Here is a 19,547-nt window from a genome sequence, read left to right on the forward strand (position 1 = left end):
CGGGTAAAGATCGGGCAAGCCGGTCCAGCTTGGTCACTACCAGCGTGTCCCCGGCACGGCAGGCAGCCAGCGCCTCCCGCAAGCCGGGTCGCTGCCGGTTGGTTCCGGTCAACCCGTGGTCTACGTAGATCCGGTCCGGCGTGACGCCGAGCCCGGTCAACCCATTGCGTTGCACCGTCAGATCCTGGTTGTCGGTGGAGCATCGGGCATATCCGATCAGCAGTCCGTTCATGACGCGTCCCTCAGAGAGGCCAGCCCGCCGTCTTCATGAGGACGGGTCCGGCGCCGGCGTGTGGGCCAGTGGTATCAGGACACCACCAATTTCTACGCATTGCGATACGATGCGATACGCGATGGGATCTATGGTGGCGCCTGCGGGACGCGTCCTACATCCGAGATTGCGCCAGCCGGTATCCCGGCGCGACGGGGATCGAGCCCGACTGGTCGGGTACTCCCTGTTGGCCGGGTTCGTCATCACCGTGATCCTCACCCCCACCGACCACGCCGGGGTGACCGCGTGGAAGGCCTGCGGAGCCGACCTGCGCGCCTACGAAGAACAGGAGCGGCCATGACACCCAGCGGCGAGAACTCCCAGCGGGTCGCCGACCAAGTCGACGCGATCCGGGCCGAATACGCCGACGAGGAAGCAGAAGCCGCCGAAGTCGAGATCGCCGAACGCAACGCGGCCTTGGACATTCCCCTGAACCTGCGTATCGACAAGGACCTCGATACCCAGTTGCGCCACCGCGCGGCCGAAGCCCAGGTCCCCGTCTCTGCGCTCGTGCGCCGCCTGCTGCGAGAAGCGACCTCCCACCCCGAAACACAGACCCTGACCGTGGAACAGGTCGAACAGATCGCCCGCCGCGTCCTCAACGAAGCTAGCTGAACCCCTCACCCACGGGTCAGCCTTCCGCGTGCCGATCCTTCTACCGAGTCGACCAGCCCTGTCGAGTTGCAGCCTTTGGTCTACCGCCGGCGGCATTTACGTTATACGATATTTGCATGGTGAGCGATGAGCAGATCCAGCAGTGGGCCGACGAGGCCGAGGCGGGCTATGACGTCCGGGAGTTGAAGCGTCGCGGGCGGGGTCGTCCCGGGCGTGGAGCCGAGCCGATGCAGGTAGTGGCGGTGCGTCTCACGGCGGAGGAGGTCGCTGCGTTGGATGAGGTTGCCGAGCGGGAACACCTGTCCCGTTCTGAGGCGATCAGGCGGGCGCTGGCCGACTTCGCCGCGTGAAGGTTCACCGCAGCGCGCTCAAGCATGGAGTGTCGAGCGAAGACGCGATGCAGGCCGCCGGCTGGTCGCAGTGGATCGAGCCTCTCGGTGACGACGACTGGCCCCACCGTGAGTTGCGGCTTGGCTTCGACACACAAGGACGGCTGCTCGAGACAGTCGTGCTGATCTTTGCCAGCGGCGATGAATTGGTCATCCATGCCATGCCTGCGCGAAAGCAGTTCTGGGAACTGCTGCCCTAGGGCACGCAGGCCCCCGCCTCACGCAACCGCAGCAGTCCGGAGGATTGCCGTACGAGGATCGCTCTCCGGACGGCCGCGTGCAGTCGAGGCAGGTGTCAAAGAAATCGGCTGCTGTTGGCGTCGGTCTTGGCAGTGGTGGGTCCGATCCGGTCGAGGATGTGTTGGGTGGTGCCGACAAGGTCACGGGAGTGGTCTAGGACCTCGTCCGGCACGCCGAGAAGGTCATGGTCGAGATACCAGCTGCGCAGCTGATCCGGTTCAACCTCGGCCCGCATCGGCCGGCCTTCGTGACGACGCAAGGTCTCCTCGAGAGGCACATCGAGGTAGAACACGTGAGCAGGACCAGTATGGGTGTCGATCAGTTCGAGCAGCATGTCGCCGTAGTGACCTGAGAAGAAGATGCCCTCGACGATCACGTGATAGCCCAACCCCAGGCAATACCTGACGGTGCTGGCGATGAGGCCGATGTTGTCCCCACCGACCACGTCGTGCTCGCGGAGCACGATGCGGCGCAAGTGGTCCTGGCCAATATTCGCGGTGCCGCGCCCCATGGCAAGCTGCAACTGCTGCGCGAGGGGCGTCTTGCCGGCCCCGGAGTTCCCCCGCAGGATGATCAACTGCTGACCCGTCATGACCGAACTATGTAGCAGCTCCGGTTGCGCGGCGCCCTCACCTCGCTCCGGTGCGTCCCGGATAGGGGATCGCTTTGCAGACCAGCTTGAGAACGACTGGCGCACGCCGTCCCCGTCACGCATCGGCCGTCGAAGTCTTCTCAGTCTTTGTGCACCGACGGGCTCGTGGAGATGCACAACGTCGAGACGCTGAGATGCACGGTGGCACCCAGGATGGTCCTCAGGGCGGTGAACAGCCGTCGGCGCTCCTCTGGGTCGGCCACGGCGTACTGAGAAGTGGTGGCCAGCAGGCTCAAGTAGCTTTCGACCGGTAGCGCCTGGTTCCAGGAGTAGGTTCTCTCTAATGCAGCCCTGAGGGCGGGCTCGGCGGCAATCTCATCGGCGGAGCGGCCGTTTCCTGCGCGGTCATGCTCGATGTCCGGGGTCAGATTCGGACCGTGGCGACGGTAGGCGTCGCGCACGTCGTTGAGCTGATGATGGATGGGGTCGAGGTACCAGTTGTTCCAGAACAGGAACGCAATGCCATCGTGGTCGAGGAGTGTCGCGAGCCTGGCCCATCGGGTGCGCGGGTCCGTCCAGTGGAACGATTGCGCGGCCACGACGACCCCGTAAGGACCCTCAGCGGGGTCGATGTCCTCGAAGGTCGCCTGCCGCAACGTGACTGAGTCCTGCAGGTTCTCCTCGGTCAGTCGTTGTTCCAGGACGTGCAGCATGTCGCCGGAGGGCTCAACGGCTTGTACCTGAGCGCCGCGGCGAGCCAATGGCACCGTCGCGCGCCCAGTTCCAGCCCCTACCTCTAAGACACCTTGCTGTACCCGTGTCCCCGCCGCAGCAAACAGATCGTCAAACAGGGCCCCAGGGAACTGCAGCCGGTACCGCTCGTAAGCAGCGGCGCCGGCCTCGAATGATTTGGCCAGCCTCAGCATCGCGTCGTCAACCACAGTGTGATCCTGCACGACGTTCGCCGATCGGGCCCTGCACGGTTCACAACGGGATCGGCGCGCGGAGCGTGCCACAACGGGATTGCCGCGAAGATCAATAGAACCCGCTCGCTCCCAGCGTCCGTGGCTAGGGTCCAGCTTGTGCACACTCTGGTCGTGATCGTGGTCCTGATAGTCGCAGTACCAGTGATGTGGTTCGTCAACCCGGTTCGAGCAAACCGCAAGGGCAACGAATGGGCGCAACGCCGCAACGCCGAAGGGCGGGGAAACTTCCTCACTAAACCCTTGTGGGGCAAGAATCGGAACCAGCCGCAGCAGCCCGGCCCTGATCAATCCACCAACCGCCGAACCTAGCAACTCCATGACATTCGTCCGTGGCTAGACAACGCCAATGAGCACAACAACGGGGCCGCGAGCCGCGTCACAAGTGATAGGACCGTGATGGTGCTGCACCAGTTCTACGTCGAGACCATGTCCATGCGAAAAGGAACACCCGGGGGTTGGATCGCCACAGGCGTCCTAGCCGCGGTCTGCATACCCATCGCGATCTGGAAGAACATGCGCCGGAAGTAACCGTGCCACTCTCCGTGATGGGGTTCGTGGTGAGTCGGCGCCCTGTCGGCGCGAGCACTGTCGTGCGCTGTCGACCAGGTCGCCTATTTCGTTTGCCGAACGGGATGCGGCGACCAGCCGGGCCCCATCTGCGGGACCGTCCCTCGCGGGTGCTCCACACGGAACGCAGGTGTCCGCTGGCGGATCCCATGCGGGCACTCGTGATCATCTCAGCGGACCTGCAGAGGCGACCGCGGCGCAGGCCTGGGAAGCGCCCGCAGCCGGGTCCCCTTACGAAACGGCGGATCTCACGGGCGCGGTCATGGCTGTCGCTTCAGCGCGGGCGCGCCTCGCGCCGTGCGCTTCAGCTGTTGAGGAAGCCTCGAATGGTAGCGCCGGCTCTCGGGTCGAAGGTGACGGTGGAGTGGCCTCGGCGTGGGCGGGTGTAGAGCTGGCTGCGCGGGATCAGCTGCTCGGTCTCGTTGAACAGTGCGCGGCTGTAGAAGCGGTCGCGGCCGCCGGCGACGATGAGGGTCGGCGCGCGGATGCTGCCGTTGCAGCTGGCCAGGTCGAAGCCGTCCTCGGCATCGAGCGTGGCGAGTAGGTCGTCGGCGCTTTGAGTGGAGCTGAGCACTCGGTTCGCGCTCAACCAGCCGACGGCCCCGCCCAGCGGCCGAAGCAGACGCGGCGCCAGGCTTGCTCCGGCTGAACGGCAGGCCGCACGGGCCGAGCCTGTACGCAGCAGTCCGGCCACCCGCGCCTGGTCGCGGCGCCCCAGCGGGCCGAGCCGGCACGCCGCACTGAGCAGGACCAGCTTGCGCACCACGTCGGGATATTCGACCGCCATCTGTTGGGCGATGCTCCCGCCCGTCGACGTCCCCAACACGTCCACTGATTCTCCGGGAAACCCCGCCCGGATGGCGTCCGCATGCCCGCGCGCGAGGGCGGCCATCGTCAAATCGCGGGGAAGGTTGGGCCAACGGTTGAGGACCACCAACCGGCGCCGATCCGCCAACCTCTGGACCGGCGCCATACTGCCTCGCACGAGCTGGTCACTCTCGACGCCGGTCATGGGAGACAAACCTGGAAGCACGACCAGCGGCCGACCCGCGCCGGCGGATGCGAACGGGACACCCGCCAACTCGCCCCGCTCGAGCATCAGCGCCACGAAGTGAAGGGTAAAACCCGCGAAGTACTTTTGCCGGAAGCTGACCGCTCGGCGGCATCGTTGTATCAGTGCATTCGGGCCCGGTCAGCAATCGTTCAGCGCGACGGTCGCGGCCCGAGGAGATCCCATCGGTTGCCAGCCACGTCGAGGAAGACGACGACCTGCCCGTAGGGCTCCTGTCGCGGCTCCGCGATGAACTCGACGCCCATGCTGCGCAACCGGTCGTATGCAACGGTGAAGTTGTCAACGCGCAGAAACAATCCGACGCGACCTGCGAACTGGTCGCCAGCCGCACGCGCTTGTCGCTCACCGTCGGCCTTCGCGAGCAGCAGCGCGGTCGCCGTGCCCGGTGGCCGGACGACGACCCACCGCTTCGGGCGGCCGTCTTTCGTGAGCGATGGCGAATCCTCGACGAGCTCGAAGCCGAGGACGTCGACGAAGAACCGGATGGCGTCGTCGTAGTCGTCCACGATGAGCGCGACCTGCTCCAGGTACATGGGCGCCAGATAATCACAGCGGCTCGACTATGGACCTCCTGATGGCGGGCCCGGCCAGCGATCCTCTGCGGACGACGGCTCGGCTCGTCTGATCCTCGGCGGTAACGCAGCGACGACGGAAATCAGTGCCCGCAGGCAGGTCCGCTTGCGGGTTTGCAACACTGAGGTTGCGCTGGGTCTCGTCGTCCGTTTCGGCGGCTGCACAGACCGCTGCGCCGCCGATGACGACATCGCTTGCGGACTGTGGCTAGGCGCGCCACAGGTGTTTCCGGGTGGCGGCGAGGACCTCGTCGGAGAGTGTGGAGTCGGAACGGGCGACCGCTCGGGCGATGATCTGCGCGCCGACCAGCTGGCTGAATATTGCGATCGCTTCCTGACGCGCTTTGGCGAGGTCGAGCTTCGTGCCGGTTTGGGTTGCGGCAGCCAGGAGTAGGTCGGTGATGGCGGCGAGGTAACCGTCTAGGCCGCGCTGATACTCGGTTTGGGTCTGGACGCCGTGCCGTGCGGCGTCGACAGCCAGGGCAGCGGAGGCGCAGCCGAGCTCGGGGTGGTCGCGGTGATCGGTGCTCAAATAGGTGTCAAGGATGGCCTGTAGGCCTGCGCGGGCCGAGCGAGGGTGGGCTTCGACGATGCGCGCGAGGTCGCGGAGGGAGTCGGCGAAACCCTGATGCAGCACCTCTAGGGCGAGGTCTTCCTTCGAGCCGAAGTGGTTGTAGAAACCGCCGTGGGTCATCCCGGCTGTTTTCATCAGCTCGTCGATGCCGACCCCGTCGAGTCCGCGGGCCCGGAATCCTTCGCTGGCGGCCGCGACGATCCGTGCCCGGTTGAGCTCCTTGTGCTGCTGGGAGATGCGCGGCATCTGCGGAGTCCTCTCTAAACCCGGGGGGGGGGGGGCTTGCTGAGCCGACCGGATTTTCTGGCGCTGGAACTACGATGATATTCGTCATCAAATACGCACCGTAGCGCGTTCCCGCTCTCACGGTGCGCGTTGCCGGGGCAGCTTGGCGCTTTCGCGTGGCCGGCTTGACCTTATTGATGACGCACGACACCATTGACCTTGGTTGATGACGGTCGTCAGCAATCAGGGCGCGAACGGACGGACGACCTGTGAACTTCGGAACCATTGGCGCCGGCACCGTCGCGCAGGCCGTGGCCGGCCATCTTGTCTCGGCGGGTCAGCAGGTGGTGTTGAGCAACAGCCGGGGTCCAGACACGTTGGGCGACGTCACTGCCGGGCTGGGTCCGTTGGCGTCTGCCGGCACGGTCGAGCAGGCTGCGGCCGCGGACATGGTGTTCCTCACGGTGATGTGGTCCGACATCCCCGCCGCCCTGGCCGATCTGCCGCCGTGGGACGGCCGCGTGCTGGTCGACACCACCAACCAGTTCGCGAGTGCCGACCCGATCGAGGTCGCCGATCTCGGGGATCAGACCGGCAGCGATTCGTGGCCGACCACGCCCCGGGTGCCCGCGTGGTCAAGGCGTTCAACACCCGGTTTGCCAGCTACATCGCTCCGGACCCGCGCCACCCGGCCGGCCGGCAGGTCCTCATCTACGCCGGCGACAACGCCGAAGCCAAAACCAGCTTCCACCAGGTGTTCGACGATGTCGGCTTCGCTCCAATCGACATCGGCGGGCTACGCGACGGGGGCCGGCTGATGCAGGTCGGCGGCGGGCCACTTTCGGCTCTGCGCGCCCTTAAACAGGACTGACCCGCGCCCCGCATACGCCATCACCTACGAGCTGGACTCCTTGGAGGAACATCGTGACTCACGCCGACCCGACGACCGCCTCTCACATGCCAGGCCGCTGTACCCGTCCGGCCCGACCGCGACCAGGTCGGAGCAACCGGGGCGAGGTGATCTGGTGAAGGCGCTGGCCTACGAGACCGCGCACGCCCTGGACGCGTTCGCTATCGACCTGGTCGAGGTCGCCAAGCCGCAGCTACGCGACGGTGACATGCTGGTCGAGATCCGGGCGATCGGCGTCAATCCCGGTGAGGCCACGATCAGGTCGATGCGCAGCGCCGAGCCCGGCGGTCGGGTGATCCTGGGCTGGGAGTTCGCCGGCGTGGTGGCCGAGACCGGTCCCGCTGTCACCGGGTTCGCGGTCGGTGACCGGGTGATGGGCACCGGCGACATGACCCGCGACGGCTGCTGGGCACAGCAACTCGCCGTCGACCATCGGGTCATCGCCGCCATCCCCGACCAGTTGTCATTCACCGAGGCCGCGTCGCTGCCCATCGGCAGCCTCACCGCGTGGGAAGCCATGTTCGGCGACCAACCCGTGTTGCCGGACCGAGTTAGCACGATCCTGATCGTGGGCGGGGCCGGCGGGGTGGGCTCCATGGCGATCCAGCTGCTCAAAGCCAGGACTGGCGCCTTCGTGATCAGCACTGCGTCGCGACCGCAGTCGCGGCAGTGGTGCCAGCAGATGGGCGCCGATCTGGTCATCGACCACACCGCCAACGTCATCGAGCAGCTGCACCAGGCGGGCACCGAGGCAGTCGACATGGTGCTGTCCACCGCCGGCACCGCAGACAACTTGCCTTGGATCGCCGCGGTGCTGCGCCCCTTCGGTCACCTGTCAGCCACCGACCTGGGTGGCCGGCTGAACCTCGACCCGCTCGTGCAGAAATCGATCTCCCTGCACACCGAGATGGTGTTCGCCGAGATCATGGCGGGTGCCGACCCGAGCCGTCAGCAACTAATTCTGCAGACCATCGGCGAACACGTTGCGGCCGGCGAGGTGCGCCCCATCGACACCACCCGGCTCCGAGGCCTCACCGTCGACAGCATGAGAACCGCGCACGAACTGCTCGAAACCCGTCGCACCGTCGGCAAGACCGTGATCGAACTCTGACAATCGACCACGTGAACATGAAGGGACATTCGATGATCATCGCTGCCGGCCACGTCTACATCGACCCCGCCGACGCCGAAGAGTTCGTCGCCGACGTGCGCGCCACATACCCGGTTGTCCGAGCCAACCCCGGCAACATCCTCATCTCCTTCTGCATCGACGATCCAGCGGCAGGAAGGATCACAGTCCTCGAACAATGGGACTCACGCGAAGCACTCGAACGCCACTCCTTGACGTCTGAAGTCAGAGCGCTCTCGCGCAAGTGGGGCTCCCGCATACGCGACGAGACGCACACGTTCCACGTCACCGACGAACACGACCCCAGCGAGGAACCGCCAACGCCAACCCACCTGCGCCGTCCGTAGGGTCCGGTCCCGTTTGGCTCTCCCAACCGGAACGGTGTCCCTCCCCCGTCCGGGTCGAGGCCGCCGTCGCCCGCAGGGCAGACGTCGTGCCGCTGGCGGGCCCGCATCCGGCACGCCGTGTCTGCCAGGTTCTTGACTCAAGACACGGCTGTTGTGCCTCAGCGATATCTGGTTCGTCACCCGTCTACGGGTGGGTAGACCTCGGAAGAAAGCATGACGGTCAGTATTGATATCGCAGGAGCTCGGACGGACCGGAACCATTATCGACCGCGATGCAACGCGGGCAGTGGTTCGAGGCGGGCGAATCTAACGACGCGCGGCGTGTTCGTCGAGGCCGGCGGAGACAACGGGCGCGCCGTCGGGATGCACAAGTTGCTGCCGGACCTCGGCGACCAGCATGGCCATGACGGCCTCCAGGGAGGCGACGTCGCCGGTGAGCTCGGCCATTAGTAGGCCACCCTGTAGGCCAGCAAGCAAGGCCTTCGCCATCGAGGCGGTGGCTGCATCCGCTTTGAGCCGGCCACGCTGTTGCATCGTCATCAGTCCACCGTGGATGCGGGCGCCCCACGCATCCATGTGGGCGATCACCCGCTGCGCCAAAATCGGGTCTACGTCCACCAGCTCGGCCGCAAGCGAACCCAGCGGACAACCTGGGCAGTTGGCTGAGCGTTGATAGTCGATTTCCATTGCGGCCCACGACTCGAACGCTTCGATAGAGTCGAGGTGGTCGAGGTAGGGTTGCTGGCCCTGCATGACCCTGTCGGCGGTGCGGTCGATGACCGCGGCGACGAGTTCACGTTTGTCCGTGAAGTAGTGCGCCATCTGCGACCCGCTCACGGTCGCAGCGCGGCGAACGTCCTCGATCGTGGTGCCGACCGCGCCGTTCGCCGCGATGAGCTCTGCGGCGCGGTCGATGATGCGGTCTCGCGTCGCCTGCCCCTTACGAGTGAAGCGGGGGGTTGCTGAACGGTTCTCGCCAGTCGGCATGGTTCTCACTGTAGTGGGACGGCTATGCCCAGTCTGTTAGTTTGGGTATGACCATCCCAATCTAGGAGAACGATGTCACCCGAGTTTGCAGATCAAACCGTCCTCGTCACCGGGGCTACGTCCGGAATCGGCCTCGCCGCCGCCCGTCAGTTCGCCGCTTGCGGCGCCGTTGTGTTGGTCCATGGACGTGATCAGGAACGTGGCCGCGAGGTAGTCGCATCGATTACGGAGGCCGGCGGCACCGCGCGTTTCGTCGCCGCGGATCTAGCCGATGCCGACGACGTGAAACGGCTGGCGGCCGAGGCTGGACCAGTCGACGTCCTGGTCAACAACGCCGGGATCTATGTATTCGCCGGCACAACCGAGACGAGCGCCGAAACTTTCGACCGGCACATGGCTGTCAATGCACGCGCTCCATTTTTGCTCACCGCAGCGTTGGCTCCCGGGATGCAGCAGCGAGGTCACGGAGTCGTAGTCAACGTGTCCACCGTGGCCGTGAAACACCCCGCGCCGGGAACCGCGGCCTACGGAGCTTCCAAGGCGGCAGTAGAGGCGTTAACCCGCTCCTGGGCCGACGAATTCGGCGAGGGCGGAGTCCGCGTGGTGGGTGTCTCGCCTGGCCCGACACGCACGGGGGGCACCGCCGAATTTGGTGCTGTGCTCGACGGGCTCGGGGACGCCACAACGCTCAAGCGTGTGGCCGAAGCCGAGGAAATCGCCCAGGTCATCGTGTTCGCCGCCTCACCGCAGGCTGCCTACATCAGCGGCACTGTGATTGACGTCGATGGTGGGCGCAGCAGCGCCAAGGCGGCGTGATGGCCGAGCAATCAAGCGAGGTCATCGTCGTGGCCACCTTCACCGCTCTGGCCGGCAAAGAGGAGGACGGCGCTCGGTTCCTGAGTCAGATTGTCGCGCCGTCGCACGACAACGCTGACTGCCTTCTCCTAGCGTTGCACCGCGATTTCGACAATGCGGGCCGGTTCACGTTCATTGAACGATGGGTGTCGCGCGAACGTCTCGAGGCCAGCTACGAGACAGAAGAGTTCAAGGAGTTCATCAACGGTTCTCTGGCCTACTTCGACGGGCCACCGGCGATCACGTTGAACGAGGCGTTGCCGTACGGCGAGCAAAGCAAAGGATCACTCGCGGGCGCGAGCTTGTAAAAGCGTAGAGGGGCCGACGGGCAGCCCTGGCATCACGTTAGGGCTGCCCATCGTCCCAGGTTCGCTGCCGCTAAATCTCCCCTGCGAGCCGACATGCCGACCGGCGGACAGTTCGCCATGATCCTCGCCGCTCATGCCTTGGGGCTCGCGCCGGTGTTCCTCGGCGCAGTCACCCAGCAAGGACAGCAAGATTGGCCGCTCGTGCCGCGTAGAGCGCTACCGCGCTGACATGCCGCGTTCAGCACGCGTCTAATTGGTTGGGGATCGACCTCCGGGCCTGGCGGCACCCGCAGTAACAACTTGCACTTAAGGCTTTCCAGTGCAACACTGCACTATGTGACAATAGGTGCAATCAGCGTGCGGGAGCGGCGTCGCGCCGAGACGGCGTCGGGATTGGCTCATGTCACGCGGCGTATGACGGCTGAGCGCGGCCTGTCGGGTTTTACGGTTGATGAGGTTTGTCGCGAGGTCGGTGTCTCTCGCCGCACATTCTTCAACTACTTCGCGTCGAAGGAAGATGCGATCTTCGGTATCGCGGTCCGTAGCGACGACGACTATCGGGACGTGGTGTTTCTGGGCGCCCGCCAGGAACACCAGGCAGACAGCGCCTCGCTGGTGGCTGACTACGTGGGCCTGGTCTTGTCCCGGTCCATCTTCGAGGACTGGACGCCGGAGAGCACCCGACAACTGATCGCGGCGGTGCGCCGTGAGCCCCGGCTGATGACCCACATGCTCGATCGGGCCCGGGCCCGCAGCCTGGACGACATTGCCCTGATCGAGCGTACTGAGGGCTACCCGGCGGGCGATCCGAGGGCCTCGACACTTGTGCACGTCGTCGGCGCACTGGTCAGCGTCGCCGGTGAGGACATTCTGACCGGCGCAACGGCGGAGCCTTTTGATGTGCTCGTGCGAGAACGGGTGGCCGTCGTCGGTGACCTTTTCACTGTGCGCAAGGGCGTCGTCACGTGAGTACGACTGTCGCTGGTCCGTTGCTGCTGACTCAGCGGCGGATCTGGATCATCTACAGCTCGCTGATCGCGGGGATGCTGGTCTCGAGCCTGGATCAGACGATCGTGTCCACGGCGATGCCGACGATCGTCGGGCACCTGGGCGGGGTCGAGCACCAGCTGTGGATCACGACCGCTTATCTGTTGGCGACCACGATCGTGATGCCGATCTACGGCAAGTTCGGTGACGTGTTCGGTCGGCGGCGGCTGTTTCTGGCCGCAATCGCAATCTTCACGCTGGCCTCGGTCGGCTGCGCGTTCGCGACCAGCTTCTGGGCGTTCGTGATCTTCCGCGCCATCCAAGGGCTGGGTGGGGGCGGGCTGATGATCCTGGCTCAGGCGATTATCGCCGACATCGTCCCGGCCAAGGACCGCGGCAAATATATCGGCCCGATCGGGGCCGTCTTCGGGTTGTCCACGATCGGTGGCCCGCTGCTGGGCGGGTTGTTCGTCGACCACCTGACCTGGCGGTGGGCGTTCTACATCAACATCCCGATCGGCGTCGCCACCTTCGTGATCGCCCTGCTGGCCCTGACCCTGCCCAACAAGACGGCGGTCGCCCGGCTGGACGTCCGCGGTGTCGCGTTCCTGTCGGCCGCGACGACGTGCCTGATCTTCTTCACCAACTTCGGCGGCGACGCCAGCCACGGCTGGGCCGCGCCGGCGACCTGGCTGTGGGCGGCCGGCCTGGTCGCGGCCGTGGCCGGGTTCGTGATCACCGAACGAACCGCTGCGGATCCGATCATCCCGCTGAGCCTGTTCCGGAACCGGGTGTTCGTTAACGCCACCGCGATCGGGCTGATGATCGGGCTGGGGATGTATGCCGCGCTGGGGTTCCTGCCGACGTTCCTGCAGATGTCATCGGGCACGTCGGCGGCCGGTTCCGGGCTGCTGCTGGCGCCGATGATGGTCGGGCTGCTGGCGACGTCGATCTACTCCGGGCTCAGGATCTCGCGCACCGGCAACTACAGACCGTTCCCGATCCTGGGCACCCTGATCGCCGCCGCCGCCCTGGTCGCGATGACCACGCTCACCGCGACCACGCCGTTGTGGCTGATCTGCGTGTTCGTGTTCGTCTTCGGCGCCGGTCTGGGCCTGGTCATGCAAGTCGTCGTGCTGGTCGCCCAGAACGCCGTCGCGCCCGGGCAGATCGGCACCGCCACCAGCACGACCAACTACTTCCGCGAGATCGGCGGCTCCCTCGGCACCGCCGTGTTCGGCACAATCTTCACCACCCGGCTCACCGGCAACCTGACCCACGTCTTCACCGGGGCCGGCGACTCCGCCTCCTCAGCCGCGACCTCGACTGCGACCCTGAGCCCGCAAACCCTGCGCCAGCTCCCCGAGTCCGTGCGCCACGGGGTCGTGGCCGCCTACGCCGACGCTCTCGCCCCGGTGTTCTGGTACCTGCTGCCCTTCCTGGGCCTCGCGTTCCTGTTCGCCCTGGTCCTCAAGCGGATTCCGCTGTCGGGCGTGGCCGGCATGATCGCCCGCGGCGAGGCCGTCGGCGGACCCGACGCCGAAGAACTCGAAGCCCTCCACCGCGCCACCCGGCGAAAGACCACGACACCCGTGGACCAGGCCTCCGAACGTAATCAGCTGCCAGGACACAGCAACCGCGCCGACCCGACATCGCTGCCGCGATGATCACCCAGCCACCCGCACCGGACAGCGGTGCGCCTAGACCGCGCTGCGCCCGCAGCACGGTCCCGCTCGTCCCGCACGTCCCGCACGTTGCTCCGCCAACACTGCCCCCAGCCCACCACCATCGGAGACACACCAGATGACCCACACCCTGGGGCTCATCGGCAGCGGCATGATCGGCAGCGCGCTGGCCCGCCTCGCGGTCGCCGCCGGCCTGGACGTGGTGGTGAGCAACTCCCGCGGCCCGGACAGCCTCGCCGAGCTGGTCAGCAAACTCGGCGGCCAGACGCGGGCCGCGACACCAGCCGACGCGGCGCAGGCCGGCGACCTGGTCGTGGCGACGCTTCCACTCAGCGCCTACCGGCACCTGCCCGTCGCGGCGCTGGCCGGCAAGACGGTCATCGATACCATGAACTACTACCCCGACCGCGACGGCCGCATCGCCGAACTCGACGACGGTTCGACAGCAGGTCCCGCGCTGACCTCCAGCACTCTGATCCAGCAACACTTGCCCGAGTCCCGGGTGGTGAAGGCGTTCAACAGCATCGACTTCCACCGCCTGGCCGGCCTGGCCCGGCCCAGCGGAGCGCTGGACCGCAGCGCCCTGCCCATCGCCGGCAACCACCCCGAAGCCACGAGCCAGGTGACGCGGCTGCTGAACACCCTGGGGTATGACGCCGTGGACCTCGGGAGCTTGGCTGAAAGTTGGCGCAGCCAACCCGGCGCCCCGGTCTACGTCACGCCCTACCTCGGCCCGCAACCGCACGGCCTGACCCAGGAGCAGACGCAGGGCTGGTTCTTCGACACCCCCGGCGTCCCGGTCCCGGCCGGACTGGTGGAACAACTGCTCGCCGCCGCCGCTGCCGCGCGACTGCCCCAGCCCCCGCTCCCGGCGCGTAGGGGCGACCAGCATGTTTGAGGCATTGGGTCGGGTTGTGGTCCGTCGGCCGTGGTGGGTGATCGCCGGGTGGGTGCTGCTGGCGGTCATCGTGGTCGCCACCGCCCCGAAACTGAAGTCAACCAGCGACGAGGCGTCGTTCCTGCCCAATCATTACGAGTCGATCCAGGCGATGAACCTGCAGAAGTCAGCGTTTCCGCAGGCCGCGACCCCGGCCGCGATCATCGTCGTCGAACGCGCCGACGGCAAGGCCCTGACCGGGGCCGACTCGGCCAAGGTCACCGCGATCGGGGCCACGCTGACCGCTGCGCGGGTGCCGCACGTGACCGGCATCCAGGTCGGGCCACCGTCACCCAACAAGCTGGTACAAACCATCGCGGTGCAGATGCCGACACCGACCGGCGCCAACGACAAGACCCAACCCGACGCGGTCAAAGTCCTGCGCGTCGACCTGCAACACCAGCTCACGGGCACCGACCTGAAGGGCGGGATCACCGGCACCGCCGCGCAGACCCTGGACTCGCAGAAATCCGGCGACCGGGCCCAGGCGATCATCGGGGTCGCGACCATCGGGCTGATCATCGTGCTGCTGGTGGTGATCTTCCGCAGCCCGATCATCGCGCTGTTGCCGATCGTCACCATCGGAGTGGTGTCCCAGATCGCAGACGGGTTCATCGGCTGGGCCAATAAGGCCTTCAACCTCAAGACCGACAGCTCGGTCACCGCGCTGCTGATCGTGGTGCTGTTCGGGGTCGGGACCGACTACATCCTGTTTCTGATGTTTCGCTACCGCGAACGCCTCCGGGCCGGGGAGGACTCCAAGACGGCGATGATCTCGGCCGTGGCTCGGGTCGGGGAGGCGATCGCCTCGGCCGCCGGCGCGGTCATCATCGCCTTCCTGGCGCTGGCCCTGTCGACGCTGGGGTTGTTCAAATCCCTCGGCCCGGCGCTGGCGATCGCGGTCGCGGTCACCCTCATCGCGGGCCTGACGCTGATCCCGGCCATAGTCTCCCTGCTGGGCACCCGGGTGTTCTGGCCGTCCAAGTCGTGGCGGCGCGAACCCACCGGCGCCCGGTTCGCCGTCATCGGGGCCGCGCTGGGTCGGCACCCGGCCCGGTTCGCGATCGCCTCCGGCGGGATCATGGTGCTGCTCGCCGTCGCCGCGCTCGGCTTCCACCCGAACTTCGACCTCACCGGCGGCTCCACCTCCACCAGCTCAGAGTCCACCGTTTACAGCAAGGAGTTGCTGAAGGGCTTACCTGCGGGGGCGACCGAACCCACCCAGGTCTACCTGCGCTCGACCACCCACAGCCCGCTGCCCGCGAGCGAGGTCGCCGACTACCGCAGCACGCTCAACACCGTGCGCGGGGTGGGACAGGTCGCGGCCGCGACCCTGTCCCCGGACAGGACGGTCGCCTACTACCAGGTCACCCTGACCGAGAAACCCGAATCCGCGGCTGCGATCGCTACCGTCCGCGGCACGCTGCGCAGCACCGCCCATCACGACGCGCCGACCAGGACCACCGCGCTAGTCGGGGGCATCACCGCCGTGTACGCCGACATCGGCAAAGCCGTCAACCACGACTACACCGTCGTGTTCCCCGTCGCCGCGATCCTGATCCTGCTCATCCTCGGGTTGCTGCTGCGCAGCGTCGTCGCGCCCTGGTACCTAATGGCCTCCGTCGGGCTCGGCTTCGCCGCCACCCTCGGCACCACCGTGCTCCTGTTCCAACACGCCGCCGGGCAACCCGGACTGATCTTCCTGCTCCCAATCATCATGTACCTGTTCGTCGTCGCCCTGGGCACCGACTACAACATCCTCATGATCGCCCGGCTGCGCGAGGAAGCCCGCGAAGGCCGCACCCCACACGACGCCGCCGCCATGGCCGTACGCCACACCGGCCCCACCGTCGCCGCCGCCGGCGTCATCCTCGCCGGCACCTTCGCCTCCCTCACCCTGGCCGGCAGCTCCACCCTCGTCCAAATGGGCTTCGCCATCTCCTTCGGCATCGCCGTCGCCGCCTTCGTCATGGCCCTGTTCTTCACCCCGGCCCTCACCGCCCTCATCGGACACCGCGCCTGGTGGCCCGGCCACGCCGACACAGGCCCAGCCACCCCCACCGAGCCCCAAACCGTGCCCGCCACGGCAGCGGGGCCCTAACACATGACACCTGAGATCCAGCGGCCGCGACGAGGAAGACGCGCTCGAAGCCATTAATACCTCGATGCCAGGTCAGCCCATGGCTGCAATGGCGGCTAAGAACCGCTCGGTGATGATGCGCAGCTGCGTCGTGTCGGCTCCAGCGAGGGGGCTGTGCGGGCGTGTGGACCGGATGGTGAGCAACCCAACCACGACGGCGAGAACGAGGTCTCCGCGAAGCGCAGTGCCGCTCCCGTTGCCTCCCGGCGACGCCGTTCGCTCGGTGAAGAAGTTGGCGATGTTGTCCAGTAAGCGACGCCGAAGCTCGTTGACCTTCTCCTCCTCCAGGCCGCGGACGAGCAGCAGCAGTGGGTGCTCACCGCCGAATTCCAGCCACTGGTCGCGACTGAGACCGTCGACGATCGACGTGACAAGGTCGCCGTCATCGAGCGATCGCAGCTTGTCCAGCGCGTGAGCCGACTCGCGCAGGACCTCGGCAAACAGCCCCTCCTTGGAACCGAAGTACCTGGCGAGCAGTGAGATGTTGGCGCCCGCGTCCCTGGCGATGTCGCGTGTCGTCGTGCGCTCGTACCCCAAGAGGGTGAAGCGTTTCGTCGCGGCCTCGAGCAGCGCGGCGCGAGTGGCTTCGGCATTACGGGCCCGAGGCGACCTGTTCTCCTTCGTGGTCATGCCTGCACGATACGCGATGTAATCAAGCGATTGACAAGGTGGCGCCGGGCTTCTACCGTGATAAGTAATCGTTTGATTACAGCTTGGGAGCTTGCCATGACCGATTACCAGAGCACGAGCGCCGCGTCGTCCACCCGAGCCAATCTGCAGACTGCGGCCATCGGGCTGGGCGCCCTCATGGCGGCCTTGGCGCAGACGCTGATCCTGCCGCTGCTCCCGACCATCAGCGCCGAGATCGGCGCGTCGGGCACGCAGTCGTCGTGGCTGCTCACCTCCACGTTGCTGGTCGCGGCGGTGTCGGTGCCGATCGTCAGCCGGCTCGCCGACATGTTCGGCCGGCGGTTGATGCTGCAGGTCAGCCTGGCCGCGCTCGCGGGCGGCTCGGTGATCGCCGCGCTGACGGACAACGTCACCATCATGATCGCCGGACGAGCGCTGCAGGGCATGTCCGCGGCCGCTATTCCGTTGGGCATCAGCCTGCTGGCCGTCACCCTGCCGGAGCATCGCCGCGGCTCGGCCACCGCGATGGTCAGCGCCATGCTCGGTGTCGGCGGCGCCCTCGGCCTACCGCTCGCCGGCTTGATCGGTGAGCACTTCGACTACCACGTCCTGTACTGGATCGCTGCGGTCGGTGCCGTGGTCAGCCTCGGGCTCGTGAGCGTCCTGGTCCAGGAGTCCGAGAACAGCGGCGAGACGAGGATCGACGCCGCTGGCGTCGCGTTGCTGGCCGGCGGCCTGGTCTGCCTCGTGCTGCCGCTGGCGCAGGGCTCGGCTTGGGGATGGGGATCGCTACGCGTGCTCGGGCTGTTCACCGCGTCCGTGCTGCTGCTCGGGCTGCTGGTCGTGGTGGAGCGCCGTGCGACCGCGCCGCTGGTCGACATGACCGCGCTGTCGAACCCACCCGTCGCGCTGACCAACATTGCATCGGTGTTCATCGGGTTCGCCTTGTTCGCGAGCTTCGTCGGCACCTCCAACTACGTCCAAGCACCGAGAGCGAGCGGTTACGGCTTCGACGCCTCGGTACTCACCGCCGGGCTGACGCTGCTGCCCAGCGGCCTGCTCATGCTGGCCCTCTCACCCGTCGCCTCGAAACTAATCAGCGCGTGGGGGCCCGCGAGGGTGCTCTCGCTAGCCGGGGTGATCATCGCGGCCGGGTTGGTCATGCGCATCCTCGTCACCGGCTCGCTCTGGCAGATCATCGTCGGCTCGGCCATCGTCGGCGTCGGCACCGGAATCGGCTACGCCGCACTGCCCTCGCTGATCAACGCCCACAGCCCAGCCCAAGAGCTCGCCGCCGCCAACGGCATCAACGCGCTGGCCCGTTCGCTGGGCAGCTCGCTGGCCAGCGCGGTCGGCGGCAGCATCCTCGCCGCGATCACCATCAACCTGGCCGGCCACGGCGTCGCCTCACTCACCGGCTACCGCGTCCTATTCGCCATCTGCGCCGGCGCCGCCCTCACCGCGGCCCTGTCCGGCCTGCTCATCGACCGGATAGGCCAAACCCGGTCCGACCCACGCGAGGCCGAACAGGCTCAAACCCCGGCGACTGCACGGTGAGGCGCGCTTTGGTCAACCTAAGGCCGCACACCACCAGTTCGGTGCCGGACCGACGCCACTCTATGCCGGACGCCCCCCAATCACCGGCGCCCGAGGACATCACCCGGTAACCCCGACCCCAGCGAAAGGCCGACGTTCATGACGACCAACCAACTCGACACATCCACCGCGCTCGTCGCCGTGGACCTGCAACACGCGACCATCAACGTGCCGTCCGCGCTCGACATGCCCTGCGTCGTCGCGAACGCAGCCCGGCTGGCCGCGGCATTCCGCCAGCGTGGTCGACTCGTGGTGCTCACCGAAACCGACCTGAACAACCCGCCGCCCGGTGACACAGCGGTGTCGGACCGGCCCCGACCAAACGTCCCCGCCGCCGCCTTGAACCTTGCACCCGAACTGGACCTCAGCGCAGACGACATCGTGCTGACCAAACGTGGGTGGAGCGCGTTCGCAGGGACCGGCCTCGACGGTCTGCTCCGCGACCGCAACATCACCCACGTCCTGCTCGTCGGACTCGCCACCAACTACGGCATCGAGTCGACCGCACGGCAGGCCTACGACCTCGGCTACAACGTCGTCATCGCCATCGACGCCATCAACAACCCACAAATCGAGGGACACGAACACGCCCTGTCCCGAGTGCTTCCAGCCCTCTCCCGGCTCAGCACGACCGACAAACTCATCGAGCAGGTCCTTGGTGGTCCGTGATCACAATTCCCGAAGGAGGCGCAACGTTCAGGACACTGCCCGGCCACCGATCCGCATCCGGACGACGGGGCCTGTCCGATGAACGGTGTTTCTGGCGTTCATTGTTAGAGGTTCTCCGCGGCTGGCATGCGGTCGGCGAAGGTGATGGCGAACGCGTTCAGGGCTGGCTTCCACCGCATCGCCCATCGTGCCTGTCCGGTGCCCTTGGGGTCCAGGCCTCGGGTGACCAGGTAGAGCGTCTTGAGCGCGGCCTGTTCGGCGCGG

General features: G+C 66.7%; 24 protein-coding genes and 2 pseudogenes. 17 read left to right on the forward strand and 9 right to left on the reverse strand.

The genetic code is table 11. The features are described 5' to 3' along the window. A partial coding sequence (locus tag J4030_RS17575; protein ID WP_208050540.1) for a recombinase family protein occupies positions 1-232 on the reverse strand: 232 nt, incomplete at its 3' end. A 121-nt stretch (positions 233-353) separates the two neighbouring features. Between J4030_RS17575 and J4030_RS17580 the strand changes: the two genes are divergently transcribed. From J4030_RS17580 to J4030_RS17595, 4 genes are all read left to right on the forward strand, one after another. Continuing rightward, positions 354-572 (forward strand): hypothetical protein, encoded by a 219-nt coding sequence (locus J4030_RS17580; protein ID WP_208050541.1) that lies wholly within the window; start codon positions 354-356, stop codon positions 570-572. Beyond that, the gene (locus J4030_RS17585) at positions 569-886 is read left to right on the forward strand and encodes a ribbon-helix-helix protein, CopG family (RefSeq protein ID WP_208050542.1); all 318 of its coding nucleotides are present in this window, start codon (positions 569-571) and stop codon (positions 884-886) included. Before J4030_RS17580 ends, J4030_RS17585 begins: the two co-directional genes overlap by 4 nt. Positions 887-1,002: 116 nt before the next feature. Next, positions 1,003-1,236: a ribbon-helix-helix protein, CopG family gene (locus J4030_RS17590; protein WP_208050543.1), complete on the forward strand. Its 234-nt coding sequence runs from the start codon at positions 1,003-1,005 to the stop codon at positions 1,234-1,236. Beyond that, positions 1,233-1,475 carry a toxin gene (locus tag J4030_RS17595; protein WP_208050544.1) on the forward strand — a complete coding sequence of 81 codons (243 nt, stop codon included), beginning with the start codon at positions 1,233-1,235 and terminating at the stop codon, positions 1,473-1,475. The genes J4030_RS17590 and J4030_RS17595 overlap by 4 nt, the downstream gene beginning before the upstream one ends. 95 nt (positions 1,476-1,570) lie before the next feature. On the opposite strand, the gene J4030_RS17600 is transcribed toward J4030_RS17595, so the two are convergent. Both J4030_RS17600 and J4030_RS17605 read right to left on the reverse strand, forming a co-directional pair. Next, positions 1,571-2,107, reverse strand: coding sequence for a zeta toxin family protein (locus tag J4030_RS17600; RefSeq protein ID WP_208050545.1), 537 nt, complete (start codon positions 2,105-2,107; stop codon positions 1,571-1,573). A 140-nt stretch (positions 2,108-2,247) separates the two neighbouring features. Then, positions 2,248-3,048 carry a bifunctional 2-polyprenyl-6-hydroxyphenol methylase/3-demethylubiquinol 3-O-methyltransferase UbiG gene (locus tag J4030_RS17605; protein ID WP_208050546.1) on the reverse strand — a complete coding sequence of 267 codons (801 nt, stop codon included), beginning with the start codon at positions 3,046-3,048 and terminating at the stop codon, positions 2,248-2,250. A 156-nt stretch (positions 3,049-3,204) separates the two neighbouring features. Here J4030_RS17605 and J4030_RS17610 point away from each other — a divergent pair, with 156 nt between their 5' ends. Next, entirely contained in the window at positions 3,205-3,402 is a 198-nt protein-coding gene (locus J4030_RS17610; protein ID WP_208050547.1) for a hypothetical protein, read from the forward strand. Between the two features lie 562 nt (positions 3,403-3,964). Here J4030_RS17610 and J4030_RS17615 read toward each other — a convergent pair. The 3 genes from J4030_RS17615 to J4030_RS17625 all read right to left on the reverse strand — a co-directional run bounded on the left by J4030_RS17615 (position 3,965) and on the right by J4030_RS17625 (position 6,124). Beyond that, complete coding sequence (locus J4030_RS17615) at positions 3,965-4,759, reverse strand: alpha/beta fold hydrolase (RefSeq protein WP_243763577.1); 795 nt, start codon at positions 4,757-4,759, stop codon at positions 3,965-3,967. A gap of 104 nt (positions 4,760-4,863) precedes the next feature. Continuing rightward, the gene (locus J4030_RS17620; protein WP_208050549.1) at positions 4,864-5,265 is read right to left on the reverse strand and encodes a VOC family protein; all 402 of its coding nucleotides are present in this window, start codon (positions 5,263-5,265) and stop codon (positions 4,864-4,866) included. A gap of 247 nt (positions 5,266-5,512) precedes the next feature. After that, complete coding sequence (locus J4030_RS17625; RefSeq protein ID WP_208050550.1) at positions 5,513-6,124, reverse strand: TetR/AcrR family transcriptional regulator; 612 nt, start codon at positions 6,122-6,124, stop codon at positions 5,513-5,515. A gap of 248 nt (positions 6,125-6,372) precedes the next feature. On the opposite strand from J4030_RS17625, the pseudogene J4030_RS18720 reads away from it, so the two are divergent. From J4030_RS18720 to J4030_RS17640, 4 genes and pseudogenes are all read left to right on the forward strand, one after another. Then, a pseudogene (locus tag J4030_RS18720) lies at positions 6,373-6,636 on the forward strand (NAD(P)-binding domain-containing protein); the annotation flags it as partial. 71 nt (positions 6,637-6,707) lie between these two features. Further along, on the forward strand, positions 6,708-6,974 hold the full coding sequence (locus tag J4030_RS18185) for a hypothetical protein (RefSeq protein WP_243763574.1): 267 nt from the start codon (positions 6,708-6,710) through the stop codon (positions 6,972-6,974). 154 nt (positions 6,975-7,128) lie between these two features. After that, complete coding sequence (locus J4030_RS17635) at positions 7,129-8,124, forward strand: zinc-binding alcohol dehydrogenase family protein (RefSeq protein WP_208050552.1); 996 nt, start codon at positions 7,129-7,131, stop codon at positions 8,122-8,124. 32 nt (positions 8,125-8,156) lie between these two features. Further along, positions 8,157-8,489, forward strand: coding sequence for a putative quinol monooxygenase (locus J4030_RS17640; protein WP_208050553.1), 333 nt, complete (start codon positions 8,157-8,159; stop codon positions 8,487-8,489). Positions 8,490-8,795: 306 nt separating this feature from the next. Here J4030_RS17640 and J4030_RS17645 read toward each other — a convergent pair whose 3' ends face one another. After that, positions 8,796-9,476: a TetR/AcrR family transcriptional regulator gene (locus tag J4030_RS17645; protein WP_208050554.1), complete on the reverse strand. Its 681-nt coding sequence runs from the start codon at positions 9,474-9,476 to the stop codon at positions 8,796-8,798. A 72-nt stretch (positions 9,477-9,548) separates the two neighbouring features. On the opposite strand from J4030_RS17645, the gene J4030_RS17650 reads away from it, so the two are divergent. The 6 genes from J4030_RS17650 to J4030_RS17675 all read left to right on the forward strand — a co-directional run bounded on the left by J4030_RS17650 (position 9,549) and on the right by J4030_RS17675 (position 16,349). Next, a complete protein-coding gene (locus tag J4030_RS17650) occupies positions 9,549-10,292 on the forward strand; it encodes an SDR family NAD(P)-dependent oxidoreductase (RefSeq protein ID WP_208050555.1) in 744 nt (247 codons plus the stop codon). Further along, complete coding sequence (locus tag J4030_RS17655) at positions 10,292-10,639, forward strand: putative quinol monooxygenase (RefSeq protein WP_208050556.1); 348 nt, start codon at positions 10,292-10,294, stop codon at positions 10,637-10,639. The genes J4030_RS17650 and J4030_RS17655 overlap by 1 nt, the downstream gene beginning before the upstream one ends. A gap of 357 nt (positions 10,640-10,996) precedes the next feature. Beyond that, a complete protein-coding gene (locus J4030_RS17660; protein WP_208050557.1) occupies positions 10,997-11,608 on the forward strand; it encodes a TetR/AcrR family transcriptional regulator in 612 nt (203 codons plus the stop codon). Then, positions 11,605-13,293 (forward strand): MDR family MFS transporter, encoded by a 1,689-nt coding sequence (locus J4030_RS17665; protein WP_208050558.1) that lies wholly within the window; start codon positions 11,605-11,607, stop codon positions 13,291-13,293. The genes J4030_RS17660 and J4030_RS17665 overlap by 4 nt, the downstream gene beginning before the upstream one ends. A 136-nt stretch (positions 13,294-13,429) precedes the next feature. Continuing rightward, positions 13,430-14,209 carry an NADPH-dependent F420 reductase gene (locus J4030_RS17670; protein WP_208050559.1) on the forward strand — a complete coding sequence of 260 codons (780 nt, stop codon included), beginning with the start codon at positions 13,430-13,432 and terminating at the stop codon, positions 14,207-14,209. Positions 14,210-14,225: 16 nt separating this feature from the next. Beyond that, positions 14,226-16,349 carry an MMPL family transporter gene (locus tag J4030_RS17675; RefSeq protein WP_208050560.1) on the forward strand — a complete coding sequence of 708 codons (2,124 nt, stop codon included), beginning with the start codon at positions 14,226-14,228 and terminating at the stop codon, positions 16,347-16,349. Between the two features lie 72 nt (positions 16,350-16,421). Here J4030_RS17675 and J4030_RS17680 read toward each other — a convergent pair whose 3' ends face one another. Further along, complete coding sequence (locus tag J4030_RS17680; protein WP_208050561.1) at positions 16,422-17,018, reverse strand: TetR/AcrR family transcriptional regulator; 597 nt, start codon at positions 17,016-17,018, stop codon at positions 16,422-16,424. Between the two features lie 96 nt (positions 17,019-17,114). Between J4030_RS17680 and J4030_RS17685 the strand changes: the two genes are divergently transcribed. Together J4030_RS17685 and J4030_RS17690 are read left to right on the forward strand one after the other, a co-directional pair. Further along, positions 17,115-18,575 carry an MFS transporter gene (locus tag J4030_RS17685; RefSeq protein ID WP_208050562.1) on the forward strand — a complete coding sequence of 487 codons (1,461 nt, stop codon included), beginning with the start codon at positions 17,115-17,117 and terminating at the stop codon, positions 18,573-18,575. A 138-nt stretch (positions 18,576-18,713) separates the two neighbouring features. Further along, the gene (locus tag J4030_RS17690; protein ID WP_208050563.1) at positions 18,714-19,283 is read left to right on the forward strand and encodes a cysteine hydrolase family protein; all 570 of its coding nucleotides are present in this window, start codon (positions 18,714-18,716) and stop codon (positions 19,281-19,283) included. 104 nt (positions 19,284-19,387) lie between these two features. Here the strand turns inward: J4030_RS17690 and J4030_RS17695 are convergent. Further along, positions 19,388-19,547 (reverse strand): annotated as a pseudogene (locus J4030_RS17695) (IS256 family transposase); the annotation flags it as partial.

Source organism: Allobranchiibius sp. CTAmp26 (assembly GCF_017565405.1).
Taxonomy (GTDB): Bacteria; Actinomycetota; Actinomycetes; order Actinomycetales; family Dermatophilaceae; genus Allobranchiibius.

Coding starts and splice junctions, on each gene's coding strand:
- J4030_RS17670 (WP_208050559.1), top strand. CDS start 13,430: ATGACCCACACCCTGGGGCTCATCGGCAGCGGCATGATCGGCAGCGCG.
- J4030_RS17645 (WP_208050554.1), bottom strand. CDS start 9,476: ATGCCGACTGGCGAGAACCGTTCAGCAACCCCCCGCTTCACTCGTAAG.
- J4030_RS17615 (WP_243763577.1), bottom strand. CDS start 4,759: ATGCTCGAGCGGGGCGAGTTGGCGGGTGTCCCGTTCGCATCCGCCGGC.
- J4030_RS17655 (WP_208050556.1), top strand. CDS start 10,292: ATGGCCGAGCAATCAAGCGAGGTCATCGTCGTGGCCACCTTCACCGCT.
- J4030_RS17625 (WP_208050550.1), bottom strand. CDS start 6,124: ATGCCGCGCATCTCCCAGCAGCACAAGGAGCTCAACCGGGCACGGATC.
- J4030_RS17580 (WP_208050541.1), top strand. CDS start 354: ATGGGATCTATGGTGGCGCCTGCGGGACGCGTCCTACATCCGAGATTG.
- J4030_RS17690 (WP_208050563.1), top strand. CDS start 18,714: ATGACGACCAACCAACTCGACACATCCACCGCGCTCGTCGCCGTGGAC.
- J4030_RS17620 (WP_208050549.1), bottom strand. CDS start 5,265: ATGTACCTGGAGCAGGTCGCGCTCATCGTGGACGACTACGACGACGCC.
- J4030_RS17640 (WP_208050553.1), top strand. CDS start 8,157: ATGATCATCGCTGCCGGCCACGTCTACATCGACCCCGCCGACGCCGAA.
- J4030_RS17600 (WP_208050545.1), bottom strand. CDS start 2,107: ATGACGGGTCAGCAGTTGATCATCCTGCGGGGGAACTCCGGGGCCGGC.
- J4030_RS17590 (WP_208050543.1), top strand. CDS start 1,003: ATGGTGAGCGATGAGCAGATCCAGCAGTGGGCCGACGAGGCCGAGGCG.
- J4030_RS17680 (WP_208050561.1), bottom strand. CDS start 17,018: ATGACCACGAAGGAGAACAGGTCGCCTCGGGCCCGTAATGCCGAAGCC.
- J4030_RS17585 (WP_208050542.1), top strand. CDS start 569: ATGACACCCAGCGGCGAGAACTCCCAGCGGGTCGCCGACCAAGTCGAC.
- J4030_RS17650 (WP_208050555.1), top strand. CDS start 9,549: ATGTCACCCGAGTTTGCAGATCAAACCGTCCTCGTCACCGGGGCTACG.
- J4030_RS17685 (WP_208050562.1), top strand. CDS start 17,115: ATGACCGATTACCAGAGCACGAGCGCCGCGTCGTCCACCCGAGCCAAT.